General features: G+C 70.1%; 21 protein-coding genes. 19 read left to right on the top strand and 2 right to left on the bottom strand.

Features of this window, described 5'->3' with window-relative positions; genetic code table 11:
• Positions 1-2: 2 nt before the first annotated feature.
• The 7 genes from ABT352_RS27385 (at position 3) to ABT352_RS27355 (ending at position 7,051) form a co-directional block, all read left to right on the top strand.
• The gene (locus ABT352_RS27385) at positions 3-881 is read left to right on the top strand and encodes a hypothetical protein (protein WP_350947798.1); all 879 of its coding nucleotides are present in this window, start codon (positions 3-5) and stop codon (positions 879-881) included.
• Positions 878-2,527: a murein biosynthesis integral membrane protein MurJ gene (gene murJ / locus ABT352_RS27380; protein WP_350947797.1), complete on the top strand. Its 1,650-nt coding sequence runs from the start codon at positions 878-880 to the stop codon at positions 2,525-2,527. Before ABT352_RS27385 ends, murJ begins: the two co-directional genes overlap by 4 nt.
• A complete protein-coding gene (locus ABT352_RS27375; RefSeq protein ID WP_350947796.1) occupies positions 2,520-3,680 on the top strand; it encodes a glycosyltransferase family 4 protein in 1,161 nt (386 codons plus the stop codon). The genes murJ and ABT352_RS27375 overlap by 8 nt, the downstream gene beginning before the upstream one ends.
• A gap of 376 nt (positions 3,681-4,056) precedes the next feature.
• Complete coding sequence (locus tag ABT352_RS27370; protein ID WP_350947795.1) at positions 4,057-5,046, top strand: TerC family protein; 990 nt, start codon at positions 4,057-4,059, stop codon at positions 5,044-5,046.
• Positions 5,047-5,215: 169 nt separating this feature from the next.
• A complete protein-coding gene (locus ABT352_RS27365; protein ID WP_350947822.1) occupies positions 5,216-5,821 on the top strand; it encodes a phosphatidylserine decarboxylase in 606 nt (201 codons plus the stop codon).
• Positions 5,808-6,641, top strand: a complete 834-nt coding sequence (gene pssA, locus ABT352_RS27360; RefSeq protein ID WP_350947794.1) for a CDP-diacylglycerol--serine O-phosphatidyltransferase — start codon at positions 5,808-5,810, stop codon at positions 6,639-6,641. Before ABT352_RS27365 ends, pssA begins: the two co-directional genes overlap by 14 nt.
• A gap of 140 nt (positions 6,642-6,781) precedes the next feature.
• Positions 6,782-7,051: a hypothetical protein gene (locus ABT352_RS27355; protein WP_350947793.1), complete on the top strand. Its 270-nt coding sequence runs from the start codon at positions 6,782-6,784 to the stop codon at positions 7,049-7,051.
• Positions 7,052-7,285: 234 nt separating this feature from the next.
• On the opposite strand, the gene ABT352_RS27350 is transcribed toward ABT352_RS27355, so the two are convergent.
• Positions 7,286-7,927 carry an MBL fold metallo-hydrolase gene (locus ABT352_RS27350; RefSeq protein ID WP_350947792.1) on the bottom strand — a complete coding sequence of 214 codons (642 nt, stop codon included), beginning with the start codon at positions 7,925-7,927 and terminating at the stop codon, positions 7,286-7,288.
• 291 nt (positions 7,928-8,218) lie between these two features.
• Between ABT352_RS27350 and uvrA the strand changes: the two genes are divergently transcribed.
• The 7 genes from uvrA to whiA all read left to right on the top strand — a co-directional run bounded on the left by uvrA (position 8,219) and on the right by whiA (position 17,557).
• Entirely contained in the window at positions 8,219-11,059 is a 2,841-nt protein-coding gene (gene uvrA / locus ABT352_RS27345; RefSeq protein ID WP_350947791.1) for an excinuclease ABC subunit UvrA, read from the top strand.
• Between the two features lie 89 nt (positions 11,060-11,148).
• The gene (locus tag ABT352_RS27340; protein ID WP_350947790.1) at positions 11,149-11,574 is read left to right on the top strand and encodes a Rieske (2Fe-2S) protein; all 426 of its coding nucleotides are present in this window, start codon (positions 11,149-11,151) and stop codon (positions 11,572-11,574) included.
• 223 nt (positions 11,575-11,797) lie between these two features.
• Positions 11,798-12,268 carry a Rieske (2Fe-2S) protein gene (locus ABT352_RS27335; protein WP_350947789.1) on the top strand — a complete coding sequence of 157 codons (471 nt, stop codon included), beginning with the start codon at positions 11,798-11,800 and terminating at the stop codon, positions 12,266-12,268.
• A 419-nt stretch (positions 12,269-12,687) separates the two neighbouring features.
• On the top strand, positions 12,688-14,682 hold the full coding sequence (uvrC, locus tag ABT352_RS27330; RefSeq protein WP_350947821.1) for an excinuclease ABC subunit UvrC: 1,995 nt from the start codon (positions 12,688-12,690) through the stop codon (positions 14,680-14,682).
• Complete coding sequence (gene rapZ, locus ABT352_RS27325; RefSeq protein ID WP_350947788.1) at positions 14,679-15,551, top strand: RNase adapter RapZ; 873 nt, start codon at positions 14,679-14,681, stop codon at positions 15,549-15,551. The genes uvrC and rapZ overlap by 4 nt, the downstream gene beginning before the upstream one ends.
• Positions 15,548-16,483 carry a gluconeogenesis factor YvcK family protein gene (locus tag ABT352_RS27320; protein ID WP_350947787.1) on the top strand — a complete coding sequence of 312 codons (936 nt, stop codon included), beginning with the start codon at positions 15,548-15,550 and terminating at the stop codon, positions 16,481-16,483. The genes rapZ and ABT352_RS27320 overlap by 4 nt, the downstream gene beginning before the upstream one ends.
• Positions 16,484-16,576: 93 nt before the next feature.
• Positions 16,577-17,557 (top strand): DNA-binding protein WhiA, encoded by a 981-nt coding sequence (gene whiA, locus ABT352_RS27315; protein WP_350947786.1) that lies wholly within the window; start codon positions 16,577-16,579, stop codon positions 17,555-17,557.
• 55 nt (positions 17,558-17,612) lie between these two features.
• On the opposite strand, the gene ABT352_RS27310 is transcribed toward whiA, so the two are convergent.
• A complete protein-coding gene (locus ABT352_RS27310) occupies positions 17,613-18,131 on the bottom strand; it encodes a hypothetical protein (RefSeq protein WP_350947785.1) in 519 nt (172 codons plus the stop codon).
• Between the two features lie 216 nt (positions 18,132-18,347).
• On the opposite strand from ABT352_RS27310, the gene gap reads away from it, so the two are divergent.
• The 5 genes from gap (at position 18,348) to ABT352_RS27285 (ending at position 22,197) form a co-directional block, all read left to right on the top strand.
• Positions 18,348-19,352, top strand: a complete 1,005-nt coding sequence (gap, locus tag ABT352_RS27305; protein WP_350947784.1) for a type I glyceraldehyde-3-phosphate dehydrogenase — start codon at positions 18,348-18,350, stop codon at positions 19,350-19,352.
• Positions 19,352-20,539, top strand: coding sequence for a phosphoglycerate kinase (locus ABT352_RS27300; protein WP_350947783.1), 1,188 nt, complete (start codon positions 19,352-19,354; stop codon positions 20,537-20,539). Before gap ends, ABT352_RS27300 begins: the two co-directional genes overlap by 1 nt.
• Positions 20,540-20,621: 82 nt before the next feature.
• Positions 20,622-21,407, top strand: coding sequence for a triose-phosphate isomerase (tpiA, locus tag ABT352_RS27295; protein WP_350947782.1), 786 nt, complete (start codon positions 20,622-20,624; stop codon positions 21,405-21,407).
• A gap of 132 nt (positions 21,408-21,539) precedes the next feature.
• Positions 21,540-21,770, top strand: a complete 231-nt coding sequence (gene secG, locus ABT352_RS27290; protein WP_030905020.1) for a preprotein translocase subunit SecG — start codon at positions 21,540-21,542, stop codon at positions 21,768-21,770.
• A 79-nt stretch (positions 21,771-21,849) separates the two neighbouring features.
• Positions 21,850-22,197, top strand: a complete 348-nt coding sequence (locus ABT352_RS27285) for an RNA polymerase-binding protein RbpA (RefSeq protein WP_012892502.1) — start codon at positions 21,850-21,852, stop codon at positions 22,195-22,197.
• The last annotated feature ends 165 nt before the right edge of the window (positions 22,198-22,362 follow it).

Raw genomic sequence — 22,362 nt, 5'->3', positions numbered from 1 at the left:
CGATGGCTCGTCGCGCTTTTCCCCGCGCCCTCGCGGGTGCCCTCGCCGGCGCGTTCCTCGGCGCGGTCGCCGCGCGCGCCGCGTACGCCGCCTTCACCCGCAGGCCTCCGGTCGGCGACACGGAGACCTGGGCCCGCACGAACCACAGGGGTGAGCCGATCACCCTGCTTGAGGGCCCGGCGTTCGTCGCCGGTGCCGGTGCCGCCGCGGCGGCGATGCCCGGGCTGCCCGGCAGGGTCCGCGTGGCGGCGCTGCTGGCGGTGGCGGGTGGTGGCGGGCTCGGCGCCTACGACGACCTGTACGGCGCGACCTCGTCCAAGGGGTTCAAGGGGCATCTGAGCGCCCTGGCCAAGGGCGAGGTCACCAGCGGGGCCGTGAAGCTCCTCGGTATCGGCGCGACCGGCCTGGCCGCGGCCGCCCTCACCTCCCGTCACCCCCTCGACGTCGCCGTCAACGGTGTGCTGATCGCGGGGAGCGCGAACCTGGCCAACCTCTTCGACCTGCGGCCGGGTCGCGCCGTCAAGGTGGGCCTCCTCGCCGGAGCGCCCCTGCTCGCCGCGGGGCTGCTCGGAGACGACCCGGCTTCGGCCACCGTGGTCGCGCTCCCCATGGGGGCCGCCGCCGCGCTGCTGCCCGAGGACCTCGGCGAGCGGGCGATGCTCGGTGACGCGGGGGCCAACGCGCTGGGCGCACTGCTCGGCTTGGCCGCGACCATCACCCTGGGACGTCCGGGGCGCCTGGCCGTGCTCGGCACCGTGGTCGCGCTGACCGCGGCCTCCGAGAAGATCAGCTTCACCAAGGTGATCGCGGGCAACCCCGTCCTGCACCGCCTCGACATGCTCGGCCGTCGCCCTGTGGAGCAGGCACCCGCCACCCGATGAGCACGAGGATCGCACGAGGGGTCGCGGGAGCGGCGCTCCTCATCGGAGTCGTGACCGTCCTGGCCAGGCTCGTCGGTTTCGGCCGCTATCTCGTCCAGTCGCAGAGCGTCGGCAACAGCTGCCTGGGCACCGCCTACAACACCGCCAACTACGTGCCCAACATCGTCTTCGAGCTGGTCGCGGGCGGCGTACTGGCCGGGATGGTGGTGCCGGTGCTGGCCTCGGCGGCCTCCAGGTCCGATGACGACCCCGAGGCCAGGGCGGAGGTGAGCAGGACCACCTCGGCGCTGCTCACCTGGTCGATGCTCGTCCTGGTGCCGCTCACGCTGCTCATCGTCGCGTTCGCCGGGCCGATCGTCGCGCTGCTCGTGGCGAATCCGGCCCCGTGCGACCTGGCGGACGTCGTCGAGGCCGGCACCGGCCTGCTCGTCGTCTTCGCCCCCCGGATGATCTTCTTCGGCCTGGCCGTGGTGCTGTACGGGGTGCTCCAGGCCCACCAGCGGTTCATGGGCCCGGCCCTGGCGCCGCTGGTCTCCAGCCTGCTCATCGTCGCCTCCAACCTGTTGTTCGAGGCGGTCAACGAGGAGGCCGCGAGGGACCTGTCGCGGCTCAGCGGTGCCGGGCAGCTGTCGCTCTCCCTCGGCGCGACCGTCGCCGCCGCCGCGATGGTGCTCACCGTGATCGGTCCGGTGGCCCGGCTGCGGCTGAGGCTGCGGCCCTCGCTGTCGTTCCCGCCGGGCGTCGCGGCCAGGGCGCGGAGTCTCGCCACCGCGGGTCTCGCCGTGCTGATCGCGCAGCAGATCGCGCTGATCGTCGTGATCCGCCTCGCCAACGAACTGGGCGGCGAGGGCGCGATCGCCGCCTACACCTACGCCTGGGCGCTGTACCAGCTGCCGTACGCGGTGCTCGTGATGCCGATCGCCACCAGCTCGTTCCCCGTGCTGTCCACCCGCGCGGCCGAGGGGGACACGCCGGGTTTCGACGCCCTGACCGCCTCCACGACCCGGGCCGTGCTCCTGGTCACGGGGCTCGCGGCCGGGGTGATGGCGGCGGTCGCGGTACCGGTGTCGAGGGTGTTCCTCGATGGGACCCCTGGCGGCGACCCCGCCGAGATGGCGAGGGGTGTCGCGTTGTTCGCGCCCGGCCTGGCCGGGTACGCGCTCATGTTGCACCTCGCCCGCGTCCTGTACGCCTGCGGGCGGGGCCGGTCGGCGGCCGCGGCCTCGGTGACCGGGTGGGCCGTCGCGCTGGTGGCCCAGATCGTGCTCGCCCGCACCGCGGGGAATCCGGCCGACGTGGTCGGGCTGCTCGGTCTGGGCAGCACGGTCGGTATGACCGTCGGCGGGCTGCTCCTGGCCGTCGCGGTGCTTCGCACCAGGGGAGCGGCCGCGCTGGCGGGGACGCCACGCACCCTCCTCGCGACCGTGGCCGGTGGCGGTGCCGCCTGGGGAGCGGGGCTCGCCCTGGTCAACGCCTTGGGTGCGGTGTCCACCTGGGAGTTCGTGGCGGCGGGCCTGGCCGCCGGTGTGGCCGGTGTGGTCGCTTTCGCGGCCGTGGCCGTGATGATCGACAGGCAGGACGTCCAGGCGCTGGCGGTGAGGCTCCGCCGAGGGGCCGCGAAGGAGGGTGGCCTTTCCGATGGCTGATGAGGGCAGGCGGGTGGCACTCGTACTGGGAACGAGCGCGGGAGGGGTCGGCCGGCACGTGGCGATGCTGGCCGGAGGGCTGGTGCGTGACGGCCACCGGGTGGTCGTGGCGGGCCCGCCGAGCACGGAGCGGGCCTTCGGCTTCGCCGCGCTCGGTGCGCGCTTCGTGCCCGTGCCGATCTCCGACCGGCCCCGCCCGGCCGGCGACCTGCGGGCGGTCCTGGCGCTTCGCGCGTTGCGGGGGGCGCACGTCGTGCACGCCCACGGGTTGCGGGCCGGGGCCCTGGCGTCGATCGCGCTGGCGGGGACCGGGACAGGGCTGGTGGTGACCCTGCACAACGCCGCCACCGCGGGCGGCGCCGTCGGCGCGGTCCACGGCCTCCTGGAACGGATCGTGGCCTGTCGCGCCGACCGGATCCTGGTCGTCTCCCCCGACCTGGGGGAGCGGATGAGCCGCCTGGGTGCCACGTGTGTCGAGGCCGCGGTCGTACCCGCGCCCCCGTTGCCCTCTTCGGGACGCGAGCCCGGCGACATGCGGCGAGAGCTCGGGGTGGGAGACCGGGTGATCTTTCTCACGGTCGCGAGGCTCGCCCAGCAGAAGGGCCTGGAGACCCTGCTCGACGTCGCGAAGACCCTGCGCGGGGCTCAGGAGGCGGAACCCGCGCGGGAAGCGAGCCCCACCGAGCCCGGGCACGGCCGGATCGCGCGGGAGCGTGCGCCCGAAGTCGTGTTCCTGGTGGCGGGGGAGGGGCCGCTGAGGGGGGAGCTGCAGGGGCGGATCGACCGGGAGAGCCTGCCGGTGCGGTTGCTCGGCGATCGCGCCGACGTGGGAGATCTGCTCGGGGTGGCGAGGGCGCTGGTGGTGCCGAGCCGCTGGGAGGGGCAACCCCTCACCGTGCAGGAGGCCCTGCGGGCGGGAACGGCGGTCGTCGCCACCGCCGTGGGGGGCATCCCCGCGATGGTGGGAGAGGCCGGGCTGCTGGTGCCGTACGGGGATGTCGCCGCGATGCGCGACGCGGTCGCGAGGGTGCTCGCCGACGACGAGCTCGCCGCGGCGCTGGCCGGGGCCGCCGCCCTGCGGGGCCGCGAACTGCCGGGCGAGGCAGAGGCGCTCGGGGCGGTGCTCGCGGTCTACGCGGGGCTCTCCGGCTGAGAGCGCGCGGGGTTCTTCGATCAGAGAACCGCGGGAGGGCGCTCGGTCCCGCGGGGGGGAGGAAGGCACGCGCCCGGTCCCGGAAGGGAGTCGGAAGGGTCGGAAGGGGCCGTCGGCAGGCGATTTCGGGGTCGATGGAACAAGCGGAGGAGCCGCGAGGTTGGATTAGGCGACGCCATGCCAGACGCCTATACTGGCGTGGTTAGGGGGGGAGTATCCCTTCGCGGCAGTCTCGTCATCACGGTGTTGTCTCGCTCCACGAGGCCCCCGGGGCTGTCGGTCCGCATCGTCGATCCGCTTCACATCGACCTGGTTTCCCGCGGGCGGGAGAGACCTCCGGCAGTCTGTCATGCGCGCCGCCGGAGGTTTATCAACCGTGAATGTTCCTGTCTGGGTCTGGCTCGCCGTGATCGGCGGCCTCCTGGTCGTCCTCGCCTTCGACCTGTGGATCGTCGACCGAGGCGAGCCCCGGGAGTTCTCCCTCAGGCAGGCCGGGTTCTGGGTCGGTTTCTACGTCACACTCGCGGTGCTCTTCGGCATCGGGCTGTGGGTGATCGCCGGTCCCACCCCCGCGGGCCAGTTCATCGCCGGATATCTCACCGAGTACAGCCTGAGCGTCGACAACCTCTTCGTCTTCTACATCATCATGACCCGCTTCGCGGTGCCGAAGGTATACCAGCACAAGGTGCTGCTGATCGGCATCGTGATGGCGCTGGTCATGCGCGGCATCTTCATCGCGATCGGCGCCGCGGCGCTGGCCAACTTCGGCTGGCTCTTCTACGTCTTCGGCGCGTTCCTGATCTACACCGCCGTCCAGCTCGTCCGTCAGTTCGGCGAGGAGGAGCACCTCGAGGAGAACGCGGTGCTGCGCTGGGCACGGCGGGTGCTCCCGCACACCGACGACTACGTGGGTGCCAGGATCACCGTCAAGGTCGACGGCAAGCGCCTGGTCACCCCGCTGCTGATCGTCATGATCGCGATCGGCACCACCGACCTGCTGTTCGCGCTCGACTCGATTCCGGCGATCTTCGGCCTCACCACGGACGCCTTCATCGTCTTCACCGCGAACGCGTTCGCCCTCATGGGATTGCGCCAGCTTTACTTCCTGCTGGGCGGACTGCTTCAGAAGCTGGTCTACCTCAGCTTCGGTCTTGCGTTCATCCTCGGTTTCATCGGGGTTAAGCTGATCCTCGAGGCGCTGCACTCCAGTGGCGTCTCCTGGGCCCCCGAGGTGCCGATCTGGGTGTCGCTGTCGGTGATCGTCGTCACGATGGCCGTCACCACGGTGATCAGCTTGATCAAGGTCCGGCGTGACGTCCGCGCGGGCAAGGAAAACACCACCCCGGCGAGTGTCGAGCAAGGCTAGCGAATCGGCGTGTGAGGCGCTTTGCTTGTCTCATTGCGCCTTATAAAGGCTAAGAGATGGGTAACATCCTGCCCCAGAGCGGGTAGACATACCGGTCTAATGCCGCAAGACATCACAAAGGTTCCCTGTGTCCCACGATTCAGCAAGCCACATACCAGGTCCGTTGGGCCTGGCACGTGGCGTCTCCCCGTGGTTGCTCCCGACCGTCGCCGCCGCCGCCGTGACCTCACTGCTCAGCCGCCGTGACCGGCGCTGGGCGCTGGCGGCGGTCCCGCTGACCGCGCTCAGCGGTGGGATGCTCTGGTTCTTCCGCGACCCGGATCGCACTCCGGGCACCGGGCGGATCCTGTCGCCCGCGGACGGCGTGGTGCAGAGCATCGACCCGTGGCCGGACGGCCGCACCCGGGTAGCGATCTTCATGAGCCCGCTCGACGTGCACGTCAACCGGGCGCCGCTCGCCGGCACGGTCACCTCGGTGGAGCACGTGTCCGGGGGATACCTGCCCGCGTTCAACAAGGACAGCGACACCAACGAGCGGGTCGTCTGGCACCTGGACACCGCTCTCGGCGACATCGAGATGGTCCAGATCGCCGGCGCGGTCGCACGTCGCATCGTGCCCTACGTGGCCGAGGGGGCGAAGGTGGCCAAGGCCGAGCGGATCGGCCTGATCAGGCTCGGCTCCCGGGTCGACGTCTACCTTCCCGAGGGAGTCGCGCCCGCCGTCTCCGTGGGCGAGAAGACGGTCGCGGGGGTGACGAGCCTTGACCACGGCTGACGCGAGCTGGCCGATGGACGAGACGGACGACGAGCCGCGAGGACCGGTGGGTAAGGCGTTTCGCCTGTCGGCCGCGGACTCCCTCTCCCTGGGCAACGCCCTCTGCGGCTTCCTCGCGGTCTGCGTGCTCGCCTGGTCGGCCATCAGCTCGCTGCAGGAGGCCAAGCCCTTCGCGGCGGACCCCCGGTTCTTCGGCACCGCCGTGGTGCTCCTGCTGATCGGCGCCACCTGCGACCTGTTCGACGGCCTGGTGGCGAGGAAGTTCCGCGCCTCGGCGATGGGCGCCGAGCTGGACAACCTCGCCGATGTGATCAGTTTCGGCTTCGCGCCGGCCTTCATGGTGGTCATCTGGGCGGGGTTCAACCAGCAGATCCCCTTTCTGCTGGTGATGGCCGCGGCGTCGTCGGTGCTGCTGGCCGGCGTCATCCGGCTCGCGCGCTTCGCCTCGGTGAAGACCAAGAGCGGTGACTTCATGGGGTTGCCCATCCCGATGGGGGCGATGACCGTGGTCTCGGTCGTGCTGCTCTTCCCCCCGTCGGTCTGGACGATCCTGCCGGTCTTCGGTGTGGCGTACCTCATGGTGAGCCGGATCGAATACCCCAAGCCCAAGGGCAACCTCGCCGCCGCCGTGCTCGCCTGGATGATGATCAATGTCGCCTGCCTCACCATCTGGGTCGCGGGCCTGGCGGGCGGCGACACGCTGATCAAGGTCGGTGCCGTCATGCAGATGACGATCGTGGCGGCGATCCCGCTGCGGGTTCTGATGTTCAAGCGGGAGAAGCGCAAGGAGCAGCGCAAGGCGTCCGCCGGGGTCGGCTGAGGCCTGGCCTGAGGCCGCCCGGAGTGTGGTCACCCGGGCTGAGGGGCGATGGTCGCGGACATCCCATGCCGCGACCCGTTCTCGCCCTGGAATGTCCCGATCCGCTTTCCCCGCCCGGCGCGGGTGCGTTCAATTGCCTCATGGCAACCGAGCCGCACGAGCACACACGCACCTATTTCCTCGGCATGCTCGCTCGCGAGCTGGAGCTGAGAGGCATGAACGTGACGCTCAGGCGGAGCCCGCCGTCGTTGCGGGTCACCGATCCCGAGGCGGCGATGTTCAACGAGACCCTCGACTGCGTACCGCTCGCCGAGGGCTGGTTCTACCGCTGGTCATGGGGCGATCTGGTCGAGCGGGTGGAGGATCCTTCCAAGGCCGCGGATCGGATCCTCCGGGTCTTCGGCGGCTGATGTCCGCGAGCCCGGTGGGAACGGCTACCACCGTCCCACCGTGCTTCCGCGAACCGGACCGCCTCGATGACGGGCGCGGGGGAGCGGGAACGGCTACGGCCTTCCCCCGGGCGGGCGGGTGTCGGTCCTGGCGTCCGGGAGCGGTCACCGACCGGGTCCGGGCGACGCCGAGGGGTTGCCCCGGCCTGCCATGCCCGCGTCAGTCGACGCAGGGGGAGGGAGTGAGGCGGGAGGTCACCAGCCGCGTTCGCGCCACTCGGGCAGGGAGGGGCGCTCGGCGCCGAGCGTGGTGTCCTTGCCGTGGCCCGGGTAGACCCAGGTGTCGTCCGGCAGCCTGTCGAAGATCCGCTCCGACACGTCGGCGAAGAGCTGGGCGAACCGCTCGGGATCCTTGTTGGTGTTGCCGACGCCGCCGGGGAAGAGCGAGTCGCCGGTGAACAGGTGGCCGGGGTAGTACAGGGCGATCGAACCGGGGGTGTGCCCGCGCAGGTGGATCACCTCCAGGCTGACCACGCCGACGGTGACCCCGTCGCCGTTCTCCACCTCCAGATCCACCGGCACCGGCAGTGCCCCCGCGTCGAGCGGGTGGGCGATCACCGAGGCGCCGGTCGCCCTGGCGACCTCCTCCAGGGCCTGCCAGTGGTCGCCGTGCTGGTGGGTGGTGACGATCTTGCTGATCGGCTGGTCGCCGATGAGTTCGAGCAGGCGGTCGGGTTCGGCGGCGGCGTCGATGAGGGCGCCGTCGCCGGTCTGGGTGCACCGGATCAGGTAGGCGTTGTTGTCGAACGGGCCGACGGCCAGTTTGGCGATCGTCAGGGCGGGCAGTTCGCGCAGGTCGGCGGGGCCGCCGACCTGCACGTCACCGGTGTACGTCACGGATTCTCCTCGGACGGGGTCGCGGGAATGCGGGGCGGCACGCGCTCCGCCCTCGTCACCATCATCATCGCGCCCGCCGGGCCGTACGGGGCATAAGGGGGGTGTTCACGTCGTTGAAATCGTGGGCCACCTGCCATATCCGGGGGGAGACCGTACTCTGGAGGGGGCGGGAAAACGACCCCGGACGCCGGTCCGGAAAGACTCAGAACGCCGGTCCGGAAAATTGTCGGCCCCTCTCGCTAGTCTTCCCGCGACTACTTCCAACCCTCTACCAACGACGTCGGGACTGCTGTGGCTGACCGCCTCATCGTGCGTGGTGCACGTGAACACAACCTCAAGGACGTCTCGCTGGACCTTCCGCGAGACGCTCTGATCGTCTTCACCGGGCTGTCCGGCTCGGGCAAGTCGAGCCTGGCCTTCGACACGATCTTCGCCGAAGGTCAGCGCCGCTACGTCGAGTCGCTGTCGGCGTACGCGCGGCAGTTCCTCGGGCAGATGGACAAGCCCGACGTCGACTTCATCGAAGGACTCTCACCCGCGGTCTCGATCGACCAGAAGTCGACGAGCCGCAACCCCCGTTCCACCGTCGGCACGATCACCGAGGTGTACGACTACCTGCGCCTGCTGTGGGCGCGCATCGGCAAGCCGCACTGCCCGCAGTGCGGGCGGGCGATCGCGAGGCAGAGCCCCGAGCAGATCGTCGACCGGGTGATGGAGCTGGAGGAGGGCACCCGCTTCCAGGTGCTCGCCCCGGTGGTCCGCGGCCGCAAGGGCGAGTACGCCGAGCTGTTCAGCCAGCTCCAGGCCAAGGGGTTCGCCCGCGCCCGCGTCGACGGCACCGTGGTCCGCCTGGACGAGCCGCCGACGCTGAAGAAGCAGGAAAAGCACGACATCGAGGTGATCGTCGACCGTCTGGCGGTGAAGGAGGGCGCGGCCAGCCGGCTGACCGGCTCGGTGGAGACCGCCCTGGGCCTGTCGGGCGGGACGATCACCCTGGAGTTCGTCGACCTGCCCGAGGACGACCCCAACCGCGAGCGTTTCTACTCCGAGCACCTCTACTGCCCCTACGACGACCTGTCGTTCGAGGAGCTGGAGCCCCGCTCGTTCTCGTTCAACTCACCCTTCGGCGCCTGTCCCGAGTGCACGGGCCTGGGCGTCCGGATGGAGGTCGACCCCGACCTGATCGTGCCCGACCCGGAGAGGCCGCTGGGCGAGGGCGCGCTCTCGCCGTGGGCCGGGGGCCACACCAGCGACTACTTCGAGCGCCTCGTCGAGGCGCTCGGCCTGACCATGGGGTTCGGCCTCGACACCCCGTGGGAGCGGCTCCCCAAGAAGGCGCAGAAGGCGCTGCTGTACGGCCACGACGAGCAGGTCCACGTCCGCTACAGCAACCGCTACGGCCGCCAGCGCTCCTACTACACCACCTTCGAGGGGGTCATCCCCTGGGTGCAGCGCCGCCACGGCGAGTCCGACAGCGACGGCATGCGCGAGAAGTACGAAGGCTACATGCGGGAGATCCCGTGCCCGGCCTGCAAGGGGGCGAGGCTCAAGCCGGTCTCGCTGGCCGTCACGGTCGACGGCCGCTCGATCGCCGACGTCTCGTCGATGTCGATCGGCGACTGCGCGACGTTCCTGGCGGGGCTGAAGCTCTCGGAGCGCGACATGCACATCGCCGAGCGGGTGGTCAAGGAGATCAACGCCCGGATGGGCTTCCTGCTCGACGTGGGCCTCGACTACCTCACCATGGACCGGGCCTCCGGCACTCTCGCCGGTGGCGAGGCACAGCGCATCCGGCTCGCCACCCAGATCGGCTCGGGACTGGTCGGGGTGCTGTACGTGCTGGACGAGCCCTCCATCGGACTGCACCAGCGTGACAACCAGCGGCTGCTGGAGACCCTGATCAGGCTGCGTGACATGGGCAACACGCTCATCGTGGTCGAGCACGACGAGGACACCATCGCCGCCGCCGACTGGGTGGTCGACATCGGCCCCGGGGCGGGGGAGCACGGCGGCCAGGTCGTCGTCTCCGGCACCGTGGCCGACCTGCTCGCCTCGGAAGACTCGATGACCGGCGCCTACCTGTCGGGGCGCAGGACGATCGCGATCCCCGCCACCCGCCGCAAGCGCGACAGGAAGCGGCAGATCACCGTGAAGGGCGCCCGTGAGCACAACCTCAAGGGCGTCGACGTGGAGTTCCCGCTCGGGTTGTTGACCGCGGTCACCGGGGTCTCGGGGTCCGGCAAGTCCACCCTGGTCAACGACATCCTCTACAACGCGCTCGCCAAGGAGCTGAACGGCGCGCGCACCGTCCCCGGCCGCCACGCGCGGGTCAACGGGATGGATCTGGTCGACAAGGTCGTGCACGTCGACCAGTCGGCGATCGGCCGCACGCCCCGGTCCAACCCGGCGACCTACACCGGCGTCTTCGACAAGGTCCGCGACCTGTTCGCGCAGACCACCGAGGCCAAGGTCCGCGGCTACCAGAAGGGCCGCTTCAGCTTCAACGTCAAGGGCGGCCGGTGCGAGGCCTGCTCGGGAGACGGCACCCTCAAGATCGAGATGAACTTCCTGCCGGACGTCTACGTGCCCTGCGAGGTCTGCCACGGGGCGCGCTACAACCGGGAGACCCTGGAGGTCCACTACAAGGGCAAGACGATCTCCGAGGTGCTCGACATGCCGATCGAGGAGGCCCTGGACTTCTTCGACTCCATTCCGGCGATCAAGCGCTACCTGAAGACACTCAACGACGTCGGCCTGGGATACGTCAGGCTCGGCCAGCCCGCCACGACCCTGTCCGGCGGCGAGGCCCAGCGCGTCAAGCTCGCCTCGGAGCTGCAGCGCCGCTCCACCGGCCGCACGATCTACGTGCTCGACGAGCCCACCACCGGCCTGCACTTCGAGGACATCCGCAGGCTGCTGGGCGTCCTGGGCAAGCTCGTCGACGGGGGCAACACGGTCATCGTCATCGAGCACAACCTCGACGTGATCAAGACCGCCGACTGGCTGATCGACATGGGACCCGAAGGCGGCTCGCGGGGCGGCAGCGTGCTCGCCACCGGGACGCCCGAGGAGGTCGCCCTCGTCGACGAGAGCCACACCGGACGCTTCCTGCGCAAGATCCTCGGCAGCTGAGGGCCGGATTCGGGACCGGGCTCCCCCGTCAATACCCTGGACGAGGGAGCCCGGTTCCGATCGGGGATGACATTGCGAGAAGGGCCGCGATGAGCATGCAGGAAACCTCCGCCATGCCCGCGCGCAGGCAGGTGATCGCCGCCGCGGGGGCCGTGGCGTGCGGTGCGGCGCTGGCGGGGTGCGCGAGCGGGGAGTCCGCCGCCGCCATCGTGCCGCCGGGGATCAAGGGGAAGGTCATCGCACGGACCGCCGACATCCCGGTGGGCGGCGGCAAGGTGATCACCAAGTGGAAGATCGTCATCACCCAGCCGGCCTCGGGGGTGTTCAGGGCGTTCACGGCGAGCTGCCCGCACCGGGGGTGCGCGGTCGGCAGGATCGGGGACGGCGTCATTCGCTGCCCCTGTCACGGCAGCGAGTTCGCGGTCGACTCCGGAGAATGTCTCAAGGGCCCGGCGGAGGCGCCGCTGGTCCAGTACGCGCTGAAGGTCGAGGGCGACGGGATCATCGTGCTCTGACGGTTCGCGCCGACCTCTCCTCCGGGGAGGCGCGGATCCGCCGGGCCGGGCCTGGTTCGCCGGGGCCGAGGCCCGTGATGAGGGTTTGGCGAGGGTTCTCCGGTTAGTCCGTGAAGAGGGCCGAGGGAGTAATTCTTCACAGTCCCCTGACACGATGTGCGGCAAGCTGAACCGTCATCGGGGTGCGAGCCGTACCTGAAGATGATGATTCTGGAGGATATAGATGACTGAGACGACACGTCGTACGGTGATATTCAGCGCCGGCGGGGCCGGGATGGCCGCGGTGCTGACCGCGTGCGGAGGCTACGGGGAGCCGGCGGAGAGCGGCGGGGACACCTCCGCGACCTCCGCGTCGCAGGCGCCGGAGGCGGCCGAGACGAGCGCGGGCGCCGACCCGGGCGGCTCCGCGAACGCCCTGGCCAAGACCGCGGACATCCCCGAGGGAGGCGGCAAGATCTTCAAGGACCAGAAGATCGTGATCACCCAGCCGGCCGCGGGCGAGTTCAAGGCGTTCAGCTCCGTCTGCACCCACCAGGGGTGCGACGTCGACAAGATCGAGGGCGACACCATCGACTGCCCCTGCCACGGCAGCAAGTTCAAGATCACCGATGGTTCCGTGGCGAACGGCCCGGCCACCGACCCGCTGGAGGAGAAGGCGATCAAGGTGGACGGCGACTCCATCGTCCTCGCCTGATTCCTGACCGCCGCGAGCCCACCACCGGGGAACGTCCCGGTGGTGGCGGGCGTCTCGCACGGCGGTTCTCGTACGGCCAGAAGCACCTGCAGGAGGCGACGGGCGTCGCATGAGGCCGTGGCCCGGTCCCGGGCGGGGACCTGGCCACGGCCCGTTCCGTCGATCCGCTCGGTGGGAGGTTGTGAGGCGGTCGACCCCGAGGCGGCGACGCGGGCGGTGAACCGGCCGCGGGCGGAAGGCGCCGGTCGAGAGGAGGCCCGGGCAGGGACTCCGCGGGGGCGGAGGCGTACGGGAGTTCGGGCAGGGACTGTGCGGGAGGTTCGGCGGAGGCGCGAGGGAGTTCGGGCAGCGGGGTCGCGCGGAAAGCTCTAAGGAAACCTGTCGGTCCGGGCCGATAGGCTTTCCGTGTGGCGAGATCTGTGGGTGGTCAGGTGAGTTTCCGGCCGAAGCCGGGGTCCATCCCCGAGTCCCCCGGCGTCTACCGGTTCAAGGACGCGGAAGGCCGGGTCATCTATGTCGGCAAGGCCAAAAGCCTGCGCCAGCGGCTCAACTCCTACTTCGCCGACTTCGCGGGCCTGCATCCGCGCACCCAGACCATGCTCACCACCGCCGTGGACGTCGACTGGACGGTCGTCGGCACCGAGGTCGAGGCGCTCCAGCTCGAATACTCCTGGATCAAGGAGTACGACCCGCGGTTCAACGTCAAATACCGCGACGACAAGTCCTACCCCTACCTCGCGGTCACCATGGGGGAGGAGTTCCCCCGGGTCCAGGTGCTGCGCGGTGCCAAGCGCAAGGGCACCCGCTACTTCGGCCCCTACTCCCACGCCTGGGCGATCAGGGAGACCGTCGACCTGCTGCTGCGGGTCTTCCCGATCAGGAGCTGCTCGGGCGGGGTCTTCAAACGGGCGGCGCAGATCGGCCGCCCCTGCCTGCTCGGATACATCGACAAGTGCTCGGCCCCCTGCGTGAGCCGGGTCACGGCCGAGGAGCACAGGGCGCTGGCCGACGACTTCTGCGAGTTCATGGCGGGCAACACCGGCCGGTTCATCAAGCGGCTGGAGCGCGAGATGCGCGAGGCCGCCGTCGAGCAGGAGTACGAGCGGGCCGCCAGGCTGCGCGACGACATCCAGGCGCTGCGGCAGGCGATGGAGAAGCAGGCCGTGGTCCTCGGAGACAACACCGACTGCGACGTGGTCGCCCTCGCGGAGGATCCGCTGGAGGCCGCCGTCCAGGTGTTCTACGTCCGCGGCGGGCGGATCAGGGGTCAGCGCGGCTGGGTGGTCGACAAGGTCGAGGAGGCCGCGCCGGGCGAGCTGGTCGAGCAGTTCCTGCTGCAGATGTACGGCGAGGCGGCCGCCGAGGCGTTGCCCAGGGAGGTGCTGGTCCCGGTCCTGCCCCCCGACGCCGCAGCGGTCACCGAGCTGCTCGGCGAGCACCGCGGGGCGCGGGTGGAGATCAGGGTCCCCCAGCGCGGCGACAAGAGATCGCTGATGGAGACCGTCGAGCGCAACGCCGTCGAGTCCCTGAAGCAGCACAAGCTGAGGCGGGCCAGCGATCTGACCGCGCGCAGCAGGGCGCTGCAGGAGGTCGCCGACGCCCTCGACCTGGACCAGGTGCCGCTCCGCATCGAGTGCTACGACGTCTCCCACATTCAGGGCACCGACGTGGTGGCCTCCATGGTGGTCTTCGAGGACGGCCTGGCACGCAAGAGCGAATACCGCAGGTTCTCCGTACGCTCCACCGAGGGCGATGTCGCCTCCATCCACGAGGTGATCTCCCGCCGGTTCAAGCGCTACCTGGAGGAGCGCTCGGCCACCGGGGAGCTCGACGCGGACACCGGGGCGGAGCCCGCCGGCGGGCCGGTCGCTGGCCCCGCCGAGGAGGCGTCCGAAGGCGCGGACGGGGGGCCGGGCGAGGGGCCGCGGACACCGGGCATCGACCCCGAGACCGGCAAGCCGCGCAAGTTCGCCTACCCGCCCAACCTCGTCGTCGTCGACGGAGGTCCCGCCCAGGCCGCGGCGGCCCGCAGGGCGCTCGACGAGCTGGGCGTGGACGACGTGGCGGTGTGCGGGCTGGCCAAGCGGCTGGAGGAGGTCTGGCTGCCCGGCGAGGACCTGCCGGTGATCCTCGCCCGCTCCAGCGAGGCCCTTTACCTGCTCCAGCGAGTACGCGACGAGGCCCACCGCTTCGCCATCACCTACCATCGATCCAAACGGTCGAAGAGTGTCAAGGAAAGCGCTCTGGACGAGGTTCCCGGTCTCGGCCCGGCCCGCAGGCAGGCGCTGATCAAGCATTTCGGATCGGTGAAGCGGCTGCGGGAGGCGACCGCGGCACAGATCTGCGAGGTTCCCGGGATCGGCCCCTCGACGGCCGAGACGATCGTGTCGGCCTTGAAGGGGCAGAACCCATGAGCGAAAGAGAGTCCGCGTTCGTCCTCGTCACCGGAATGTCGGGGGCGGGGCGGAGCACCGCCGCCAAGGCCCTGGAGGACCTGGGGTGGTTTGTCATCGACAACCTGCCGCCCGGGTTGCTGTTCGCCATGGCCGAGGAGGCGGGGCGGGTCAAGCTGGCCGCCGACAAGGTGGCCGCGGTGGTCGACGTGCGCAGCCTCGCCTTCACCAGCGACCTCAACAGCGCGATCGAGGAGCTGGAGGGGCGCGGCGTCGCCGTGCGCGTGGTGTTCCTGGAGGCGAGTGACGAGGAGCTGGTCCGCAGGTTCGAGAACGTCCGCCGCCCGCACCCGCTGCAGGGGGACGGCCGCCTGGTCGACGGGATCGCCCGCGAACGCGGCATACTGCGCGAGGTGCGGGCGAACGCCGACCTGGTGATCGACACCTCCAACCTCAACGTCCACGAGCTCCGCGGGAAGATCGTCGCCTTCTTCGGCGGCGAGGACCGCCCAGGGCTGCGGGTCAACGTCGTCTCCTTCGGCTACAAGTACGGCCTGCCCGTCGACGCCGACCTGGTCGTCGACTGCCGGTTCCTGCCCAATCCCCACTGGGTCCCCGAACTCCGCCCGATGAACGGACTGGACGCCCCCGTACGGGAGTACGTTCTCAACCAAGCGGGTGCGAAGGAGCTCCTCGACGCCTACGAGGAGGTGTTCACCATCATCGCCTCCGGCTACACCCGCGAGGGCAAGAGCTACGCCACGCTCGCCGTTGGCTGCACCGGCGGCAAGCACCGCAGCGTCGCCATGGCCGAGCAGATCGGCGGGCGGCTGCGCGACAGGGGTGGCATGGAGGTGCAGGTGAGCCATCGGGATGTGGGCCGGGAGTGAATGAAGGTCTCAAGGTCGTCGCGCTGGGTGGGGGACACGGGCTGTACGCCTCGTTGTCGGCGCTGCGGAGGGTCACCTCCCGGCTGACGGCGGTGGTGACCGTCGCCGACGACGGGGGCTCCAGCGGCCGTCTTCGCCGCGAGCTCGGTGTGCTCCCCCCGGGGGATTTGAGGATGGCCCTGGCGGCCCTGTGCGGTGACGACGAGTGGGGGCGCACCTGGAGCGAGGTCGTCCAGCACCGCTTTCGCAGCGAGGGCGACCTGCACGGCCACGCGATCGGCAACCTGCTGATCGTGGCGCTGTGGGAGCGGCTCGGCGACACGGTGTCGGGCCTCGACTGGCTCGGGCGGCTGCTCGGCGCGCACGGGCGGGTGCTGCCGATGGCCTCGGTGCCGCTCGACATCGCCGCCGAGGTCGAGCTGGACGGCGAGGTGAGCACGGTGCGCGGTCAGGTGGCCTGCGCGCTCACGCCCGGCAGGGTCCGGGCCATCTCGCTGCTCCCGGAGGACCCGCCGGCGTGCCCCGAGGCCGTCCGCGCGGTCCTGGACGCCGACTGGGTGGTGTTCGGTCCCGGTTCCTGGTTCACCAGCGTGCTGCCCCACCTGAAGGTGCCCGAGCTGGCCGAGGCGCTGCACGCCACCCGCGCCCGTCGCCTGGTCGCGCTGAACCTCGCCCCGCAGGCGGGGGAGACCGACGGATTCTCCCCCCAGAAGCACCTGGAGGTGCTGCGCCAGCACGCGCCCTCCCTGGAGATCGACGTCGTCGTCGCCGACACCGGGGTGATCGACGACCGTGATGAGCTGGACAAGGCCGCGGCCGACCTCGGGGGGAGGCTGGTCCTCGCCTCCGTGGCGGACGAGGACGGCTCCCCGCGACACGATGCACAACGTCTTGCCTCCGTCCTGGACGAGATTTTCCGTGAGAAGCGTTGATCCTGGTCAGCGGTGCTCAGGAGTGCGAGAAACTTCTGTGAGCCCGATTTATCTCGGGTCGCAAGGGGTCTGTATGGGGGAGGACGAACACGCATGGCGATGACAGGTGTGGTCAAGGACGAGCTGAGCAGGCTGCCGATCCTGAAGCCTTGCTGCCGTAAGGCCGAGGTGTCGACGCTGTTGCGTTTCGCGAGCGGGTTGCACCTGGTGAGCGGCCGGATCGTGATCGAGGCCGAGCTTGACACCAACGTCACCGCTCGGCGGCTGATCAAGGACATCGGCGAGGTCTTCGGGCACAAGGCCGAGGTGCTCGTCCTGGCCCCGGCCGGGCTGCGCAAGGGCTCGCGCTACCTCGTGCGGGTCTACCGCGACGGGGAGGCGCTCGCCCGCCAGACCGGTCTGATCGACAACCACGGGCGCCCGGTCAGGGGCCTGCCCCGCCAGGTCGTCGCGGGGGCGACCTGTGACGCGGAGGCGGCCTGGCGGGGGGCGTTCCTGGCGCACGGCTCGCTGACCGAGCCGGGGCGTTCGATGTCGCTCGAGGTCACCTGCCCGGGGCCCGAGGCGGCGCTCGCGCTGGTCGGGTCCGCGCGGAGGTTGAAGATCCACGCCAAGGCGAGGGAGGTGCGCGGCGTCGACCGGGTGGTGGTCCGCGACGGCGACGCCATCGGCGCGCTGCTGACCCGGCTGGGCGCCCACGACAGCGTGCTCGCCTGGGAGGAGCGGCGGATGCGCCGCGAGGTCCGTGCGACGGCGAACCGGCTCGCCAACTTCGACGACGCCAACCTGCGCCGTTCGGCCCGTGCCGCGGTCGCGGCGGGGGCGAGGGTCCAGCGTGCCCTGGAGATCCTCGGGGAGGAGGCCCCCGAGCATCTGGTGATCGCCGGTCGCCTGAGGGTGGAGCACAAGCAGGCGTCCCTGGAGGAGCTGGGTCAGCTCGCGGACCCGCCCCTGACCAAGGACGCCATCGCCGGTCGCATCCGCCGCCTGCTGGCCATGGCCGACAAGCGGGCCCAGGACATCGGCGTTCCCAACACCGAGGCCAATCTCACCGTCGACATGCTGGCCCCGTAGACCGTCGTCGGGATCGCGCCACCGGAAAGGCTGGTCGGCGGGGCTCAGGGCTGGCTCAGGGCTGCTTCCTGGGCTCGAAGTAGTTCGTGTGGTCGGCGGCCTCGTCCGGCTGCGAGACGGACGAAGCGGCGAGGGCGTCGTGGGCCTCTCGGGCGGCCTTGACGCGCCTGTTCACGAAGCTGAAGCCCGCGTAGGCGGCGACCACCCAGAACAGCAGCGAGATGGGGTCCTGGCGCAGGAGCTCGGGGAAGGCGTCGAGCACCCGGGCGAGGGCGGGGCCGTAGTCCTCGCCGGACACCTGCGCCCAGGCGACGGTGGATCCGACGATCTGGCCGAGCGCGGCGCCGGCGAGGGAGAAGAAGGCGGCGAGCGGCGGCAGCACCGGGCTGGTCGGCTTGACCGCGATCATGGCGAGGCCGACGAGGAGACCGACGCCGATGGCGGCGAAGCCGATCTCGTACCCGCTGAAGGCGATGAGCGCGCCGTAGGCCCCGGCGCCGGCGGCGGTGCCCAGCAGGCCGGTAATAATGCCTGGTAGGAGGCCGTTCGCCAGGTGTGGGTCGTTATCTGTCACAGCAGATTCTCCTGGGGGTTGGGGTGTTTGTAGTGACGAGTCGGGCACTTTACTTGAATGGTGCGATACCTGTTCGTGGGTTAGCGAATAACGGAGCACCCCCTCAAGTGGTCTAGGCCAATTTGGGTCCGATAAGGTTCGTGGTTGAGGTTTCAGCCCGCATCAAGTCGCCGGATCCGAGAGACCGGCGCATCGACGTACGAGGAGATCGGCACCGTGACCATCCGCGTAGGCGTCAACGGATTTGGCCGCATCGGCCGCAACTTCTGGCGCGCGGTCGCTGCCAGCGGCAAGGACATCGAGATCGTGGCGGTCAACGACCTGACCGACAACGCCACGCTCGCGCACCTGCTGAAGTACGACAGCATCCTCGGCCGTCTGCCGTACGAGGTCAAGAGCACCGCCGACGAGATCATCGTCGACGGCAAGACCATCAAGGCGTTCGCCGAGCGCGACCCGGCCAAGCTGCCCTGGGGCGACCTGGGCGTGGACGTCGTCGTCGAGTCGACCGGCTTCTTCACCGACGCCAACAAGGCCCGCGTGCACGCCGAGAACGGCGCCAAGAAGGTCATCATCTCGGCTCCGGCCAAGAACGAGGACGTCACCGTCGTGATGGGCGTCAACCACGACAAGTACGACCCGGCGAACCACACGGTCATCTCCAACGCCTCCTGCACCACCAACTGCCTGGCGCCGATGGCCAAGGTCCTCAACGACACCTTCGGTATCGAGAAGGGTCTGATGACCACGATCCACGCCTACACGCAGGACCAGAACCTGCAGGACGCCCCGCACAGCGACCTGCGCCGCGCCCGCGCCGCCGCGATCAACATCGTGCCGACCTCGACCGGTGCCGCCAAGGCCATCGGCCTGGTGCTGCCCGACCTCAAGGGCAAGCTCGACGGCTACGCGCTGCGCGTGCCGATCCCCACGGGCTCGGCCACCGACCTCACCGTCGAGGTCGGCCGTGAGACCACCGTCGAGGAGGTCAACGCCGCGATCAAGGCCGCGGCCGAGGGCGAGCTCAAGGGCTACCTCAGCTACAACGAGGACCCGATCGTCTCCGCCGACATCGTGACCGACCCGGCGTCCTGCATCTTCGACGCGCCCCTCACCAAGGTGATCGGCAACCAGGTCAAGGTCGTCGGCTGGTACGACAACGAGTGGGGTTACTCCAACCGCCTCGCCGACCTCATCGAGCTGGTCGGCGCCGACCTCTGATGAAGGACATCTCCGAGTTCGACGTGGACGGTCGGCGCGTCCTGGTGCGCGCCGACCTCAACGTCCCCCTGGAGGGGGACGTCATCACCGACGACGGCCGCATCCGCGCCTCGGTGCCGACGATCAAGGAGCTCGCGGGCCGAGGGGCCCGCGTGGTCGTCGTCGCGCACCTGGGACGCCCCAAGGGCAAGCCGAACCCGGAATACTCCCTCGCCCCGGTCGCCAAGCGGCTGGGTGAGCTCCTGGGTGCCGACGTCGCCTTCGCGACCGACGTGGTCGGCGAGTCCGCCAAGGCCGTCGTGGAGGCCCTCCAGGACGGCCAGGTGGCCCTGCTGGAGAATCTGCGCTTCGAGCCGGGCGAGGAGTCCAAGGACGACGAGGAGCGGGCCGCCTTCGCCGCCAGGCTCGCCGCCTTCGCCGACGTCTACGTGGGCGACGGCTTCGGCGCGGTGCACCGCAAGCACGCCAGCGTCTACGACGTGCCCGGTCTGCTGCCGCACGCCGCGGGCCGGCTCGTCCTGGCCGAGGTCGAGGTGCTCAGGAAGCTGACCGACGAGACCGAGCGGCCGTACGCCGTGGTGCTCGGCGGCGCCAAGGTCTCCGACAAGCTCGGCGTGATCGGCAACCTGCTCACCAAGGTCGACCGGCTCCTCATCGGCGGCGGCATGGCCTACACCTTCCTGGCGGCCCAGGGCTACGAGGTCGGCAGGTCGCTGCTCCAGGAGGACCAGCTCGACAAGGTGCGGGGCTTCCTCGACGAGGCGCGCAAGCGCGAGGTCGAGATCGTCCTGCCGGTCGACGTGCTCGCGGCCGTCGAGTTCGCCGAGGACGCCGAGTACGAGGTGGTCGACGCCACCGCGATCCCGGCCGACCGCGAGGGGCTCGACATCGGCCCGCGCACCCGCGAGCTGTTCGCGGGCAAGCTGGCCGACGCCAGGACGGTGTTCTGGAACGGCCCGATGGGCGTCTTCGAGTTCGAGGCCTTCTCCGGGGGAACTCGCGCGGTCGCCGAGGCGTTGATCGCCTCTGAGGCCTTCACCGTCGTCGGCGGTGGAGACTCGGCCGCGGCCGTGCGCAGGCTCGGCCTGGCGGAGGACGGGTTCTCCCACATCTCCACCGGTGGCGGTGCCAGCCTCGAATACCTGGAGGGCAAGACCCTCCCCGGACTCGTGGCGCTGGAGCGGTAGAAAGTGAACCCACGCGACGAGCGGAGCGGCCGGTCGACGACCGACGCCGCCCGCCCAGTGAACAAGGAGTGGTGAGCGAACGATGAGCACACCTCGTAAGCCGCTCATGGCCGGCAACTGGAAGATGAACCTCAACCACCTCGAGGCCATCGCGCACACCCAGAAGCTCGCCTTCGCGCTGAACGACAAGGACTTCGACCGGGTCGAGGTGGCCGTGCTGCCGCCGTTCACCGACCTGCGCAGCGTGCAGACCCTGGTGGACGGCGACAAGCTGCGGATCGTCTACGGCGCGCAGGACCTGTCACAGCACGACGGCGGCGCCTACACCGGCGAGGTCTCCGGGGCGATGCTCTCCAAGATCGGCTGCACCTTCGTGCTCGCCGGTCACTCGGAGCGCCGCCAGTATCACCGCGAGGACGACGACGTCGTCAACGCCAAGGTGCAGGCGGCCTACCGCCACTCGCTCACCCCCATCCTGTGCGTGGGGGAGGGCCTGGAGGTCCGCAGGGCGGGCGAGCAGGTGGCCCACAGCGTCGCGCAGCTCGACGGCGCGCTCCGCAAGGTGAGCGCCGAGCAGGTCGCCTCCATCGTGCTCGCCTACGAGCCGGTGTGGGCGATCGGCACCGGCGAGGTGGCCACCCCGGACGACGCGCAGGAGGTCTGCGGGGCACTCCGGGCGCGACTCGCCGAGCTGTACGACGCAGAAGTGGCCGCCGGTGTCCGTATCCTTTACGGTGGGTCGGTCAAGTCTGACAACATCGCGGGCATCATGGCGCAGCCTGATGTCGACGGTGCCCTGATCGGTGGCGCGAGCCTCGACCCCGGGGAGTTCGTCAAAATTTGCCGTTTTGGCGAATTGTCGAACTGACTGAGCCATTCGGTGGGTGCGACTTGACAGCACGTCATACCCTCTTAGAGCAGGTTTGAATCGTCACGCCTTAGGCGTACACAAGGGTCGTGCCCGGACGCGGGTCACGCGCACATAGGGAACAGGTCAACGGTGACAATCGGAATCTCCATCGCCCTCATCCTGTCGAGCTTGCTGATGATGCTGCTCGTCCTGCTCCACAAGGGCAAGGGCGGTGGCCTCTCGGATCTGTTCGGTGGCGGCTTCTCGTCGTCGTTCGGAGGCTCCTCGGTGGTGGAGCGCAACCTCGACAGGCTCACCGTCATCACCGGTGTCGTCTGGTTCGTCTGCATCATCGCGCTGGGCCTGCTCCTGCGGCCCTGACCTGGCTTCGCGACAGGCGTGACAGTGGTTCAGTCCCCGCATCCCCAAGCGGCGGGGCCATCGAGCAAGGAGTTCATCCGTGGGTAGTGGCAACGCGATCCGTGGCAGCCGTGTCGGTGCCGGCCCGATGGGGGAGGCGGAGCGCGGCGAGGCGGCCCCCCGTGTGCGGGTGCCTTTCTGGTGCGCGAACATGCACGAGACGCGCCCCAGTTTCGCCAGCGACGCGGCCGTCCCCGAGTTCTGGGACTGCCCCCGGTGTGGTCTCCCCGCCGGTCAGGACGAGGCGAACCCGCCCGCCCCGCCGCGTAACGAGCCTTACAAGACGCACCTCGCGTATGTGAAGGAACGCCGCAGCGACAAGGATGGCGCGCAGATCCTCGCCGAGGCCCTGGAGCGGCTGCGCTCCTCCTCACGCCCGATCTACTAGCCGGTCCCTCGGGTCCCGGACCCTCGGGGACGGCTCGACGGCGGGTACGCGGAAAGACCTCCGCGGGTGGAATCCACCCGCGGAGGTCTTTACGCGGAACCGGGGGTTTGGCCGTCGGCGGGAACCGCGTACACGGGCCGCCCCCGAAAGCTAAAAGCCCACGAC

Origin of the sequence: Streptosporangium sp. NPDC000563 (genome assembly GCF_040299985.1) — a bacterium.
Taxonomy (GTDB): Bacteria; Actinomycetota; Actinomycetes; order Streptosporangiales; family Streptosporangiaceae; genus Streptosporangium.
This window is presented reverse-complemented; position numbering and strand designations above follow the sequence as displayed.

What these genes read in the sequence shown, in the direction of transcription:
- rapZ (WP_350947788.1), top strand. Translation starts at nt 14,679, where the DNA reads ATGAGCGAAAGAGAGTCCGCGTTCGTCCTCGTCACCGGAATGTCGGGG.
- ABT352_RS27385 (WP_350947798.1), top strand. Translation starts at nt 3, where the DNA reads ATGGCTCGTCGCGCTTTTCCCCGCGCCCTCGCGGGTGCCCTCGCCGGC.
- ABT352_RS27355 (WP_350947793.1), top strand. Translation starts at nt 6,782, where the DNA reads ATGGCAACCGAGCCGCACGAGCACACACGCACCTATTTCCTCGGCATG.
- ABT352_RS27340 (WP_350947790.1), top strand. Translation starts at nt 11,149, where the DNA reads ATGAGCATGCAGGAAACCTCCGCCATGCCCGCGCGCAGGCAGGTGATC.
- ABT352_RS27375 (WP_350947796.1), top strand. Translation starts at nt 2,520, where the DNA reads ATGGCTGATGAGGGCAGGCGGGTGGCACTCGTACTGGGAACGAGCGCG.
- ABT352_RS27335 (WP_350947789.1), top strand. Translation starts at nt 11,798, where the DNA reads ATGACTGAGACGACACGTCGTACGGTGATATTCAGCGCCGGCGGGGCC.
- tpiA (WP_350947782.1), top strand. Translation starts at nt 20,622, where the DNA reads ATGAGCACACCTCGTAAGCCGCTCATGGCCGGCAACTGGAAGATGAAC.
- ABT352_RS27300 (WP_350947783.1), top strand. Translation starts at nt 19,352, where the DNA reads ATGAAGGACATCTCCGAGTTCGACGTGGACGGTCGGCGCGTCCTGGTG.
- murJ (WP_350947797.1), top strand. Translation starts at nt 878, where the DNA reads ATGAGCACGAGGATCGCACGAGGGGTCGCGGGAGCGGCGCTCCTCATC.
- whiA (WP_350947786.1), top strand. Translation starts at nt 16,577, where the DNA reads ATGGCGATGACAGGTGTGGTCAAGGACGAGCTGAGCAGGCTGCCGATC.